The 14,453-nt window shown below is 73.9% G+C and carries 3 protein-coding genes; all 3 read right to left on the bottom strand.

The window, feature by feature from the left end:
• The coding region (locus tag K8612_RS38355) for a non-ribosomal peptide synthetase (protein ID WP_223765876.1) at positions 1-9,301 on the bottom strand (9,301 nt) is incomplete at its 3' end.
• A 6-nt stretch (positions 9,302-9,307) separates the two neighbouring features.
• The gene (locus K8612_RS38350) at positions 9,308-13,822 is read right to left on the bottom strand and encodes a type I polyketide synthase (protein ID WP_223765875.1); all 4,515 of its coding nucleotides are present in this window, start codon (positions 13,820-13,822) and stop codon (positions 9,308-9,310) included.
• Positions 13,815-14,453 (bottom strand): phosphopantetheine-binding protein (locus K8612_RS38345; protein WP_223765874.1); only part of this gene is annotated, 639 nt, incomplete at its 5' end. The genes K8612_RS38345 and K8612_RS38350, both read right to left, overlap by 8 nt.

Genomic DNA, 14,453 nt, shown 5'->3' with positions numbered 1-14,453 from the left:
CCAGCGCGGGAGCGTCCGGGGTGCGCGCGGCCTGGGCCTCGAAGAGGTGGTGCGCGCAGGTGTCCTGGACGAAGGCGACGTGCGAGTCGTTCCAGTCGACCAGCATGCGCTGGCGCTCGCCGGGCGCCAGCAGCGTGAGGTCCGAAAGCAGGCCGCCGGGGGCCGCCTCCAGCAGCTCTTCCAGGGCGGTGCGCCACTGGCCCAGCAGCAACTGGATGGTCGCGTCGCTGAAGCGCTCCGTGTCGTACGACAGCATCAGCACCGTCGCGTCCTGGGGCATCACGCAAGCGGAGAGCGGGTAGTTTGTCCGGTCGAGCAGCTCGACGTCATCCATCTCCAGCCGCTGGGCCTGCTCCATCACCTCCGCGGCCAGCGGGTAGTTCTCGAAGACGAGGATGCTGTCGAAGAGCGCCGTGCCGCGTGGCACCTGGCTCCAGCCCTGCACCTGCACCAGCGGGCTGTGCTCGAACTGGCGCTGCTCCAGTTGCTGCTCCTGGAGTTGCCGGAGCCACGGCAGCAGGCCCTCTTGCGGCGGGAGGCGCACGCGCACCGGCAGCGTGTTGATGAACATGCCCACCATCCCCTCCACGCCCGCGAGCGCGGGGGGACGGCCGGAGACGGTGGCTCCGAAGACGACGTCGTCCACGCCCGCATGGCGGCCGAGCACGAGCCCCCAGGTGGCCTGCGCCAGGGTGTTGAGCGTGACGCGGTGGCGGCGGGTGAAGGCCTGGAGCGACTCCGTCATCGCGTCAGGCAGCCGCAGCTTCAGCTCCTTCACCGCGGGCACGCCCGCGCTCTCGCGGACCGCCGCGGTGGACTCCGGCAGCGGCGTGGGCGTGGCGAACCCGGAGAGCGTCCGGCGCCACCAGGACTCGGCCTCGCCCAGGTCCTGCTGCTTCAGCCAGGCGATGTAGCCCCGGTACTCCGGCGCCCGCTCGCGCTGGAGCGGCGCTCCCTGCTCCAGCGCGTCGTAGAGCGCGAAGAGCTCATCGAACAGCAGCCCCACGCTCCAGCCGTCCAGCAGCAGGTGGTGGAAGCTCCAGTGGCAGCGCCACTCGCTCTCCGCGACCCGGACCATCGCCACGCGGGACGGCGGCGTGCGCACCAGGTCGAAGCCCCGGGCCCGATCCTCGTCCAGCAGGGCCTCCCGCCGCGCCTGCTGCTGGGTGGCATCGAGCCCGCGCCAGTCGTGCTCCGCCCACTCCAGCTCCACCTTCGCGCGCACGGCCTGGAGCGGCTGCGGCACCGACTCCCAGAGGAACGTGGTGCGCAGGATGGCGTTGCGCTCCACCAGCTCGCGCCAGGCGCGCTGGAGCCGGGGCATGTCCACCGGGCCCCGGAACGTCCACGCGAGCTGTTCGAAGTACACGCCCGACTCGGGGCTGAGCCGCGCGTGGAAGAGCATGCCCTCCTGCACGGGCGAGAGCGGGTAGAGGTCCTCCAGGTCGGGGGTCTGCTCCAGCACCCGCTCCAGCACGTGCCGGTCCAGCTCCGACAGCGACAGGTCCACCCGGGGCAGGCGGGATGCGCGCTGCGCGTGGTGCTCCGCGAGCAGCGCGCGCAGGGCCTCCAGGTAGCCCCGGGCCAGCGCTTCGATGGTGCCCCGCTCGTGCAGGTTCTCGCTGTACGTCCAGGACAGCTCCAGCCGGCCCTGGAACACGCCCCCGTTCACCTCCAGCAGGTGGGTGCGCGGACCCTGGTCGCTCTGCGCGGGGCCGCTCGGCTCGGAGGCCAGCGCGAACAGGGCCGTGCCCGACGCGAGCGTGTCCAACTGCCCCAGGTAGTTGAAGAGCACCTGGGCGCGCGGCCGGGACTGGAGCCGCCGCGACGCCTCGCCCCCGCGCAGGAACGTGAGCAGGCCATGGCCCAGCCCCTTCCCTGGCACCGCCTTCAGCGCCTTGCCCACCCGGCGCAGCGTGAGGAACGGCGATTCGGCGGGGGCGGCCTCCAGGGACACGGGCGACATCGCGGTGAACCAGCCCACGGTGCGGGAGAGGTCCACGTCGTCGAAGAGCTCCTCGCGGCCGTGCCCTTCGCGGTCCACCTGGAGGCGGGAGTGCCCCGTCCACCGCGCGAACGCGAGGACGAGCGCGGTGAGCAGCACGTCGTCCACCCGCGTGTGGAAGGTGGCCAACGCCTCCTGGAGCAGGACGCGCGTCTCCTCCGCTTCCAGCGACACGGTGAGCGTGCGCGCCGACGCCAGCGTGTTGTCCCCGGCCCTGTCCACGGGCAGCGGCCGCGCGGCGGAGGCCGGACCCGAAAGCCAGAACGGCAGCTCGCGCTCCAGGGCCTCCGAGCGCGCGTGGGCTTCCAGCCGCTCCGCCCAGGTCTTGAAGGACGTCGTCTTGGGCGGCAGGGCCACGGGCTCGCCCCGGCCCAATTGCTGGTAGGCCGTCTCCAGGTCCTCCAGCAGGTACCGCCAGGACACCGCGTCCACCACCAGGTGGTGCACCACCAGCAGCAGCCGCTGGGACTGGCCTTCGCCCCGCTCGAAGAGGGCGGCATGGAGCAGCGGGCCGTGGGACAGCCCGAACCCGCGCTGCACGGTGGCCGCCGCCTGCTCCAGCGCGGGGCTCCGCGCGTCCCCGGGCAGGTGCGACAGGTCCACCTGGCTCAGCGCCGCCGTGGCGTCCGGTCCATCGACGTGCTGCTCCCAGCCTTCCGCCGTGCGGGTGAAGCGCGTCCTCAGGGCGTCGTGGTGCCGCGTCACGTGGCCCAGCGCCCGCGCCAGCCGCGCGGCGTCCAGGCGCTCCCGGGGCTCCAGCAGCACGGACTGGTTGAAGTGGTGGGGCTCCGGGGAGCCCTGCTGGAAGAACGCGTGCTGGATGGGCGTGAGCGGCACGCGGCCGGTGACGGGCCCCTGTTCATCCGGGCGGGACGCGCCCTGGGTCACCACCCGGGCCAGCTCCGCGATGGTCTGGTGCCGGAAGAGCTGCTTGGGGGTGACGCGCAGGCCGGCCTGACGCGCGCGGCTGCTGACCTGCATGCTGCTGATGGAGTCTCCGCCCAGCTCGAAGAAGTTGTCGTGGATGCCAATGTCCTCGCGCCGGAGCACGGAGGCCCAGACGGCGACCAGCGCGTGCTCCACGGGCGTCCGCGCTTGCGTGGGGGCCCTCGTGACGGTGACGGGTCCGGGGGCCGGCAGCGCGCGGCGGTCCACCTTGCCGTTGACGGTGAGCGGCAGCGACTCCAGCGTCACGTACACCGTGGGGACCATGTACTCCGGGAGCTGCTGCTCCGCGTGCTCCCGCAGGGCCGCCAGGGCCGGTTGCTGGCCCGGGGCCGGGACGACGTAGGCCACCAGTTTCGGGTGGCCCGGCGGGTCCTCGCGCACCGCGACCACGGCCCTGCCCACCGCGGCGTGCCGCGCGAGCACCGCTTCGATTTCGCCCAGCTCGATGCGGAAGCCGCGCAGCTTCACCTGGAAGTCGACGCGGCCCAGGAAGTCCAGCTCGCCCGTGGCAAGCCAGCGGGCCTTGTCGCCGGTGCGGTAGAGCCGCTCCCCGGGGAGCGTGGCGAAGGGGTGGGGCAGGAAGCGCTCGGCGGTGAGGTCCGCCCGGCCCAGGTAGCCCCGGGCCAGGCCCGCGCCCGCGATGAACAGCTCCCCTGGCACCCCCACCGGCACGGGCCGCAGGTGCCCGTCCAGCACGTAGGCGCGCGCGTTGGCCAGCGGGCCGCCCAGCGTGGCGCGCTCCGTGCCCCGCACCGCGCGGCAGGTGGAGTCCACCGTGCACTCGGTGGGGCCGTAGACGTTGAAGCAGTCGATGCGGGGATGCGCGGCCAGCGTCGCCCACAGCGCCGCGTCCACGGCCTCTCCGCCCACCAGCACGCGCAGCGGACGCTTCGCGCCCAGGCCCTCCTCCAGCAGCAGGCGCAGGTGTGACGGCGAGCAGTCCAGCACGTCCACCGCGTGGCGCTCCAGCCACGCCACCAGCAGGGCCGCGTCCGCGCGGGCTTCCTGCGGCACGACGCACAGCGCGTGTCCGTCCGCCAGTTGCACCAGTTGCTGCACGGAGGCGTCGAAGACCAGCGGAGCGTTGAGGGTGACCCGCAGCGGGCCCCGGGTGCCCGCGTGCGCGGTGTCCGCCAGCGCGCCGCGCAGGTTCATCACCGACGCGTGCTGGATCATCACGCCCTTGGGCCAGCCGGTGGAGCCCGACGTGTAGATGACGTAGGCCAGGTGCTCCGCCCGGCTCACGCGCGGCGGAGGAAGCCCGCTCTCGCGGCCCAGGGACTCCCGCACGGCGGGCGCGTCCAGGCACAGCGCGGCCACCCCCGGAGCGTCGAAGCGCGCCGCGAGGTGCGCCTGGGTCACGACATGCCGCGCCCCGCTGTCCTTCACCACGAAGTCCTGGCGCTCCCGGGGATAGGCCGGGTCGATGGGGACGTACGCACCCCCCGCCTTGAGGATGGCCAGCACGGCCACCACCAGGTCCACGCCGCGCTCCATGCACAGGGCCACGCGGGCCTCGGGCCCCACGCCCTGGTGCATCAGGTGCCGGGCGAGCCGGTTGGCGTGCGCGTCCAGCTCCCGGAAGGTGAGCGTCCGCGTGTCGTCCAGGACGGCGGGCGCGTCCGGCGTGCGCAGGGCCTGGGCCTCGATGGCGTGGTGGAGGCAGTCCTCGCCCGCGAAGGCCGCGTGCGTGGCGTTCCAGCCGCGCAGCACCTGGTGCGCCTCCGCCTCCGGAAGCAGGGGCAGGAGGGAGAGGGGCAGGGCCGGCTGCGCGACGGCGGCGCCCAGCAGGTGCTGGAGGTGCCCGGCCATGCGTTCAAGCGTCGAGGCGTCGAAGAGGTCCGCGTTGTATTCGAACGCGCCGCTCAGGCCGTCCGGCGTGACGGACAGGAAGAGCGTGAGGTCGAACTTGGACGTGCGCTGCTCGACGCCCAGCGGGCGCAGGGTGAGGTCCGGCAGCGCCAGCTCCCGCTGCGCGTCCTGGTCGTGGACGAACATCACCTGGAAGAGCGGCGGGCGGCTGAGGTCGCGCGCGGGGCGGAGCGCTTCCACGAGCCGTTCGAAGGGCAGGTCCTGGTGGGCGTAGGCGCCCAGCGTCGTCTCCCGCACCTGGGCCAGCAGTTGGCGGAAGGTGGTGGCCTCCCCCAGCCGCGCGCGCAGCACCAGGGAGTTGACGAACAGGCCCAGGAGCTCTTCGGACTCCGCCACGTTCCGGCCCGCGATGGGCGAGCCGACGCTGATGTCGTCCTGGCCCGAGTACCGGTGCAGCAGCACCTGGAAGGCGGCCAGCAGCAGCATGAAGGGCGTGACGCCTTCGCGCTGACACAGCTCGCGCACGGCCAGGGCCAGCGCCATGGGCATGCGCACCGGGACGGTGGCGCCCCGGAAGGTCTGGGTCGCGGGACGCGGCCGGTCCGTGGGCAGGTCCAGGAAGGGAGCTGCTCCCGACAACTGCCCGCGCCACCAGTCGAGCTGCGCCTCCAGCGCCGGACCGTGCAGCCAGCCGCGCTGCCACGCCGCGAAGTCGGCGTACTGGAACGCCAGCTCCGGCAGGGGCGAGGGCTGGCCCGCGTGGAACGCCGCGTACAGCGCGCCCACTTCCCGCACGAGCAGGCCCATGGACCAGCCGTCGGACACGATGTGGTGCATCGTCAGCACCAGCACGTGCCGCCGCGCCTCCAGCCGCATCAGGCGCGCGCGCTGGAGCGGACCCGTGGCCAGCGCGAAGGGGCGCTGGGCCTCTTCTTGCGCCAGCCGCAGGGCCTCCGGCAGCCGCTCCGCTTCGGGCAGGGGGCCCAGGTCCACCTGCTCCAGGGCTTGAGGCGCGCTGGCCGCGACGCGCACGAACGGCCCGGCGTCATCCACGTGGAAGGTCGTGCGCAGGGACTCGTGACGGCGGAGCACCTCGGACAGGGCGCGTTCGAGCGCTCCCGCGTCCAGCGCTCCCTCCAGCAGCACCACCGCGGGGATGTTGTAGAGCGGGCTGTCCGGCTCCAGCTCTTCCAGGAAGAGCAGCCGCTGCTGGGCGAAGGAGGGCAACAGCCGCGCCTCGCGTGGGGTGCGCTCCAGCGGCGGCCGGTGCACGCCCTGGCCCCGGGCGATGGCGGCCTCCACGGCGACGGACAGGCCCGCCACCGTGGGCGCGTCGAACAGCTCGCGCAGGGGCAGCTCCACCTGGAAGACCTTGCGGATCCGCGACAGGACCTGCGTGGTGAGCAGCGAGTGGCCGCCCAGCTCGAAGAAGTCGTCGTGCAGCCCGACGCGCTCCACGCGCAGCAGCTCCGACCACACGTCCGCGAGCTGGCGCTGCACGTCGGTGCGGGGCGCGGCGTACTCGCGCTCGCGCACCGCGCCCTGGACCGGCGCGGGCAGGGCGGCGCGGTCCAGCTTGCCGTTGGGCGTGAGCGGCAGGGCGTCCAGCGCGACGAAGGCGGACGGCACCATGTAGTCGGGCAGCGCGTCCTTCAGTGCGCGGCGGAGCGCGGCGGCGTCCAGCGGCTGGCCGGGCGCGGGGACGACGTAGGCCACCAGCCGCCTGTCGCCCGGGACGTCCTCGCGGACGGCCACGCAGGCGTCCTGGACCTCCGGGCGGCCGCGCACCGCGGCTTCCACCTCGCCCGGTTCGATGCGGAAGCCACGCACCTTCACCTGCGTGTCCGCGCGGCCCAGGTACGCAAGCTGCCCGTCCTCGCGGAAGCGCACCAGGTCCCCCGTGCGGTACAGCCGCTGTCCGGCGGCCGTGGCGAAGGGGTGCGGGATGAAGCGCTCGGCGGTCAGCGCCGGCCGGTCCAGGTAGCCCCGGGCCAGGCCCGCGCCGCCCAGGTACAGCTCTCCGCGCACGCCAGGAGGCACCGGCTGAAGCCGCGCGTCGAGCACGTACACCTCGACGTGCTCCAGCGGCCGGCCGATGGGCGGCACCTCGTCCCGCGCGACGCACTCCGTCAGCGTCGCCACCACCGTGCCCTCCGTGGGGCCGTAGGTGTTGAAGAAGCGGCGCCCCGTGCCCCAGCGCGTGACGAGCTCCGGGGGGCAGGCCTCGCCGCCGGAGATGACGACGCGCAGCGCGGGCAGGTCCTCCGAGGGCGTCGCCGCGAGCACCGCGGGCGTCAGGCTCACCACGGTGATGGCGGCCTCCCTCAGGTGCTCCTGGAGCGGCCGGCCCGGGGCCAGCGCGTCCGCGGGCGCGAGGCAGAGCGTGGCGCCCGAGGTCAGCGCCGTGAAGATCTCCTCCACGGAGATGTCGAAGCTGACGTTCGCGAACTGGAGCATCCGGCTGCCCGGGCCGATTCCGTAGAGGGGCGTCTCGGCGGTCACCAGGGTGCTGGCCGCGCGGTGCTCGATGAGCACGCCCTTGGGCCTGCCGGTGGAGCCGGAGGTGTAGATGACGTAGGCGACGTGGCCGGGGCCGACGCCGGAGGGGCGCGTGTCCCCGGGCCCGCTCGCCATGCGCTCCCAGTCCGAGTCCAGGCAGAGCACCCGGGCCGCATGGGCGGGCAGCCGCGAGAGCAGCCGCTGCTGGGTCAGCAGCACCGGCGCGGCGCTGTCCTCCAGCAGCAGGGCGAGCCGTCCCCCGGGCAGCGCGGGGTCCATGGGCACGTAGGCGCCGCCCGCCTGGAGGATGCCCAGCATTCCGATGATGAGCTCCGGCGAGCGCTCCAGGCACAGACCCACGCGCACGTCGGGGCCCACCCCCAGCTTGCGCAGGTGCCCCGCGAGCTGGCGGGAGCGCGCGTCCAGCTCCGCGTACGTGAGCGAGCGCTCCTGGAAGACGAGCGCGACCGCGTCGGGGGTGCGCGCCACCTGCTCCTCGAAGAGCGTGTGCAGGCACGTCTCCCGCGCGGGCCGCGCGTCCGCGTTGCTCCACGTGCGCACCACCCGCCGCCGCTCCGCCTCTCCCATCAGGGGGAGCGCCCACGCCCGCCTGGACGGGTCGGCCACCAGGCCCTCCACCAGCGCGAGGTAGCGCTCACCGAGCCGCGCGACGGTGTCCGGGTCGAAGAGGTCGGTGCTGTACTCGAAGAGCCCGGTCAGCCCCCGTGGATGCGGGGCCAGCGACAGGCTCAGGTCGAACATCGACGTGCCCGGATGCAGGTCCAGGGGGCTGAGCGTCAGGCCCGCGAGGCCCTCCCGGGCCGGGGACGTGTTCTGCAGGTTGAACATCACCTGGAAGAGCGGCGTGCGGCTCAGGTGACGCTCCGGCTGGAGCGCTTCCACCAGCGTCTCGAAGGGCAGGTCCTGGTGGGCATAGGCCCCCAGGCAGCACTCCCGCACGCGGCGGAGCAGCTCGCGGAAGGTGGGGTCTCCGGACAGGTCCGTGCGCAGCACCAGCGTGTTGATGAAGAAGCCGATGAGCCCCTCGGTCTCCCGCCGGTTGCGGCCGGCGATGGGCGTGCCCACCACCAGGTCCTCCTGGGACGCGTGGCGCGCGAGCAGCAGCTTGAAGACCGCCAGCAGCGCCATGAACGGCGTCACGCCCTCCTGGGCGCAGAGGGCCTCCAGCTTGCGTTGCGTGGGGGTGGGCACCAGGAAGGAGTGGGTGGCGCCCCGCTGCGTGAGCACGGCCGGACGCGGCCGGTCCGACGGCAGCTCCAGGATGGGGAGCGTGCCGCCCAGCCGCTGCTTCCAGTAGTCCAGTTGCGTGCGCAGCACGTCCCCCTGGAGCCAGCCGCGCTGCCACGCGGCGAAGTCGGCGTACTGCACCGGCAGGGGCGCGAGCGCGGCGGGCGCTCCCGAGAGCCGCGCGGCGTAGAAGGCCACCGCCTCGCGGACCAGCACCTCCAGCGACCAGCCGTCGGAGATGATGTGGTGCATCGTCAGCAGCAGCAGGTGCTCACGCTCCGAAAGCCGCAGCAGGCCCACGCGCAGCAGCGGGCCGCGCTCCAGGTCGAAGGGACGCTGGGCCTCCTCCTGTGCCCGCCGCAGCGCCTCGGCCTCGCGCTCGGGCCCTGGCAGCTCGCGCAGGTCCACGAGCGCGACCTTCGGCTCCAGCGACGGCAGGATGACCTGGAAGGGCTGTCCGTCCCGCTCCGTGAAGACGGTGCGCAGCGCTTCGTGACGCCGCACCAACTGGGCGAGGCCATATTCGAGCGCGGCCACGTCCACCGCGCCGCTCATGCGGAAGGCGGCGGGGTTGTTGTAGAGCGCCGTGCCCGGCTGCAGCCGCTCCAGGAACCACAGCCGCTGCTGGGCGAAGGACAGGGGCGCGGGCAGGGACGGGTCGCGCGCGGGCATCGCGGGCGCCGCGGCCTTCGCGCCGCCCTGGGCGGCCTCCTTCTCCGCGAGCCGCTTGAGCAGCAGCGCGCGCTTCTCCGGAGGCAGGCTGGCGATCCGCTGGTCGATGTCACTCATGTCCGTTCACTCCAACTCGGCCAGCAGGGCTTCCAGCGTCTGTGCGTCCGCCGCCGCGGCCTTGTGCTTGACGATGCCCAGGGCGAGCGCGGCGATGGTGGGGGATTCGAAGAGGCCACGCAGGGACAGGTCCACCCGGTACAGCTCGCGCACGCGCGACAGCACCTGCGTGCCCAGCAGCGAGTGGCCGCCCAGCTCGAAGAAGTCGTCCTCCACGCCAATGCCGTCGATGCCGAGCAGCTCCTCCCAGCACGTGGTCAGGGCCTGCTCCACGTCGTCGCGCGGCGCGACGTAGCGGTTGGCGAGGCCCGGGCGCGGGTGCCGGGCGCCCACCTTCCTGGGCGCGGGCGGCGCCGCGGACTGGAGCCAGCGCGTGGCCTGCGCGGTCAGGTCCGTGGTGCTGACGGCCCAGCGCGCGGACGCGGGCGCGTCCAGCAGCCGCAGGAAGCAGTCGAGCCCCTCCGCGAAGGACACCGCCTGTTCGGCGTGGGCCCCTTCACCCGCGTGCCAGCCGGGCCAGTTCACGCTCAGCCAGGGCGTGCCGCCGGTGCGTGAGCGCGCCGCCGCGAAGGCGTCCAGGAACGCATTGGCCGCCGCGTACGCGCTGAACCCCAGGCCGCCGAGCACCGACGACAGCGAGGACTGCAGCAGCACGAAGTCCAGCGGCAGGTGGGCCAGGGCCTCGTGCAGGGCCCGGGTGCCGTGGACCTTCGCCTGGAACTGCTCCTCGCACTGCTCCAGGGTCGCTTCCCGCGCGAGCAGGAAGGTCTGCCCGCCCACGCTGCCGGCCGAGTGGATGACGCCGTGGAGCTCGCCGAATCTCGCCAGCGCCGCCGCGACCGCCGCGTCCAGCTCCTGCCGCCGGGTGACGTCCGCGCTCACCAGCATCACCTCCGCGCCGCGCTGCTCGAGCGACAGGAGCCGCTCCAGCGTCTGGCGCTGCCCGTCCCGTGCGTCGTGGCCGCGGACGTACTCCTCCCAGCCGGAGCGCTCCGGCATGGCGGTGCGGCCCACCAGGACCAGCCGGGCCCGCGCGTGCTGGAAGAGCGCTTCGGCTTGGGCCAGGCCGATGCGGCCCAGGCCCCCGGTGATGAGGTAGACGCCGCGCTCGCGCAGCAGCGCCGGACGGGCCGCGGGGACGGGCAGGGCCACGGGCTCGAAGGACTCCCGCCAGCGCTGGCCCGAGCGGTAGGCCACCGCCATCGCCTCCATCGGCGCGCGAAGCTCCTCCGCGAGCCGGGCCACCAGCCGCTCCTCCTCGGAGCCGCCGGAATCGGGCGGCACCACGTCGATGACCCGGCATCGCAGCCCGGGCTCCTCCTGCGGCAGCACCTTGCACGCGCCCAGCACGGTGGCCCGGGCCGGCTCCAGCGGCTCGCCGCCCGTGACGTCCTGCGCGCCCCGGGTGAGCACGTTCAATTCGAACGGGCCCGCGTCCGCGTGCGCCAGCAGCGCCCGCGCCAGGCCGAGCACCCCGTGGAAGCCCGCGAGGCCGTCCGTGTCGCGGCCCAGCCCCGAGGCCTGGACGATGCGCCGGGGGATGCCGCTGTCCGCCGTGAGCGCGGCCATGAGCGCCGCGAAGTGCCCGGGCTGCCGGGCGTCGAGCGTGTAGTGGCGCTCCCCCTGGCGGAGGAAGTCCGCGCCCGGCGTCACTGTCACCACGTCCTCGTCCTGGTTCACCAGGTGCGTGGCGAGCCGTGCGCCCAGGTCCGCGTCATCGAGCAGCACCAGCCACCGCCCAGGCTCCGCCGCGGCCGGGCGGGTGGGCGGCAGGGCCCGCTTCCACACCGGCCGGTAGAACCAGTCCGCCGCGTCCTTGCGCGCGGAGGCGCTCCGGGGCTCCGCGACGGCCGCGAGGCCCGTGCCCGCGTCGATCCAATAGCGCTGGCGCTGGAAGGGATACGTGGGCAGGGGCACCCGCCGCGTCGAGCCGTGGAGCTTGTCCGGCTTCAGCCGCGCGCCCGCCATCCACAGGCGTCCCACGGTCTCCAGCAGCACCGCGACATCCGGCGCGGTGTCCTGGGGCCGCCGCATGGAGGTGAGCACCACGCGCCCCACCGCGAGGGGCCCCGCCTGCCGGGCCAGCAGCGCCAGCGTCTGGCCGGGGCCCACCTCCAGGAACACGCGCTCGGGCTCCTGGAGCAGCGCGCCCATCGCGTCCGCGAAGCGCACCGGCTGGCGCAGGTGCTCCCTCCAGTAGCGCGGGTCCGTGGCCTGCGCCTCCGTCACCCAGGCGCCCGTGACGTTGGACAGGTAGGGGAGCTTCGGAGGCGACAGCCGCGTCTGGCGCACGCGCGCCTCGAACGCATCGAGGATGGGGGCCATCATCGACGAGTGGAACGCGTGCGAGGTGTGCAGCCGGCGGTGCTCCACGCCGCGCTCGCGCAGCCGTGACTCCAGCGCCTCCACCTCCGGCACGGGGCCCGAGGCGACGCACAGCGAGGGCGCGTTGATGGCCGCCAGCGACAGGGTGTCCCCGAGCAGCGGCTTCAGGGCCTCCTCGCCCAGCGCCACGGACAGCATGGCGCCCCCGGGCAGCGACTGCATGAGCCTGCCGCGAGCCGCCACCAGCGCGAGCGCGTCCTCCAGCGACATCACGTCCGCGAGGCAGGCCGCGACGTACTCGCCCACGCTGTGGCCCAGCATGGCCTTCGGGCGGACGCCCAGGGACATCCACAGGCGCGCGAGCGCGTACGCCGTGACGAACAGCGCCGGCTGCGCGAGCGCCGTGTCCCGCAGCCGCTCCTGGGCCTGCTCCTGGTGTCCTTCGGAGGGGTAGAGCACGCCGCGCAGGTCCAGCCCCAGGTGGGGCTTCAGCGCCTCGCAGCAGCGGTCCACGTGCTTGCGGAAGACGGGCTCGGAGTCGTACAGGCCCTGGCCCATGCGGGCGTGCTGGGCGCCCTGGCCCGGGAAGAGGAAGACCACGGGGCTGTCCGCGCCCTGGGACTGGAGGGTGAGCAGCCGCCGTGCGTCGCGTGACGTGAGCCCCTGTCGCGCGTCCTCCGCGTCCTGGCACACCAGGATGCGCCGGTGCTCGAAGCGCCGCCGGCCCGCGTGGAGCGTGTGGGCCACGTCGGCCAGCGCCACGTCCGGGTGGCCGTCCATCCACGCCGCAAGCTGGTCCGTGGCCGCGTCCAGCGCCTGCTCCGTGCGGGCCGAAAGCATCAGCACGTGCCAGGGGCGTGTGTGCTCCGGGCGCTCGGGCTCCGGCGCCTGCTCCAGCACGACGTGCGCGTTGGTGCCGCCCATCCCGAAGGAGCTGACCCCCGCGCGCCGGGGCGCGTGGGCCGGTGCCCAGTCGCGCGCCTCGGTGACGACCTGGAAGGGGCCGCGCGCGAAGTCCGCCATCGGGCTGGGCTGCTTGAAGTGGAGGCTGGGGGGGAGCTTGCCGTGCTGGAGCGCGAGCACCGTCTTCATCAGCCCCGCGACGCCCGCGGCGGCGTCCAGGTGCCCGATGTTCGGCTTGAGTGAGCCCAGCGCGCAGGGGCCGGCGGAGGCGGGGCGGCTCTCGAAGGCTTGGTTGAGCGCGGAGATTTCAATGGGGTCGCCCAGCGCGGTGCCGGTGCCGTGGGCCTCCACGTACTGGATGTCCGCGGGCGTCAGGCCCGACATGGCCAGCGCTTCGTGGATGACGGCCGCCTGGCCCTCCACGCTGGGCGCGGTGAAGCCCACCTTGGTGGCGCCGTCGTTGTTCAGCGCGGAGGCTCGGATGACCGCGAGCACGGTGTCGCCGTCCTCGAGCGCCCGCTCCAGCGGCTTGAGCACCACCAGCCCGACGCCGGAGCCCGCGACGGTGCCCTGCGCCTCCGTGTCGAAGGCGCGGCAGTGTCCGTCCGGCGAGGCGATGGAGCCCGGCTGGTGCAGGTAGCCCACGCGGTGGGGCACGGGGATGGAGACGCCGCCCGCGAGCGCCAGGTCCATCTCGCCATTGAGCAGGGCCTGACACGCCAGGTGCACCGCGACCAGCGACGTGGAGCACGCCGTCTGCACGGTGAGGCTGGGGCCCTTGAGGTCCAGCAGGTACGAGGCGCGCGTGGCCAGGTAGTCCTTGTCGTTGGCCAGCGTGAGCGCCTGGGCGCCCACGGTGCGCACCAGCTCCGGCCGCGACAGCAGGTTCGACAGGAGGTAGCTGCTGGCGCTGGAGCCCGCGAAGACGCCGACGGAGAGGTCCTCCGCGCCGCTGGCGTAGCCCGCGCGCTCCAGGGCCTCCCAGGCGCACTCCAGGAAGAAGCGCTGCTGCGGATCCAAGAGCTCCGCCTCGCGCGGCGTCAGGCCGAAGAACCCGGCGTCGAATTCTTCCACGCCGTCCAGGAAGAAGCCGGAGCGCACGTAGTGCGGCTGGGCGCGCAGCTCCTTCGCGACGCCCGCCGCCTCCAGCGCCTCGTCGTCAAGGACGGTGCGGGCCTCCACGCCGTGGAGCAGGTTCTTCCAGAAGGTCTCCAGGTCGGGCGCGCCGGGGAAGCGGCCCGCCATGCCGATGATGGCGATGCCCTCGTGCCGGGCCGGCTGCGTGTCACTCATCGGTCTCATCCTCGTTGGGAGTGCGCTGGGTGCGCGCCGGCCTGCGCTGTCCGGCACGTTCGCGCCGGGCCTGCACGCGGCGCTGGCCCTTCTCCTCGGTGGAGGGGCGCTCGTGGGTGTTCGAGAGGTGCGTGGCCAGCGACCCCACCGTGGGGTACTGGAAGAGGTCCGCCAGCGCGACGTCGAGTCCCAGCACTCCGCGCAGCTTGCCGTGGACCTGGACGATGGACAGGGAGTTGCCGCCCAGGTCGAAGAAGCGCTCGTCGCGACCGACGCGGTCCACCCGGAGCTGTTCCTGCCAGATGCGTGCGATGGCGCGCTCCAGCTCCGTGCCCGGTTCGACGTAGCCCTCCGGTGAGCCCAGCCGCAACCCGTCCGGAGCGGGAAGCGCCTTGCGGTCGACCTTGCCCGCGGCCGTGAGGGGCAGCGCGTCCAGGAGGACGAAGGCGGAGGGGACCATGAAGGAGGGGAGGCGCTGCTCGAGGAAGGAGCGCAGCTCGGAGGCGGAAGGGGGCTGGGAAGCGGTGAAATAGGCGGTGAGGCGCTTGTCGCCGGGGGAGTCCTCGCGAAGCAGCAGGGCGGCGTCGGAGACGAAGGGGTGGAGGCGGAGGGCGGCTTCGACTTCGCCCAG

The sequence above is a fragment of the Corallococcus sp. AS-1-6 genome, assembly GCF_020037015.1.
Lineage (GTDB): Bacteria > Myxococcota > Myxococcia > Myxococcales > Myxococcaceae > Corallococcus.
The sequence above is the reverse complement of the archived record's forward strand: the minus strand, read 5'-3'. Positions and strand labels throughout refer to the sequence as shown.

Excerpts from the sequence above, each read along its gene's own strand:
- K8612_RS38350 (WP_223765875.1), bottom strand. The coding sequence starts at position 13,822 with ATGAGTGACACGCAGCCGGCCCGGCACGAGGGCATCGCCATCATCGGC.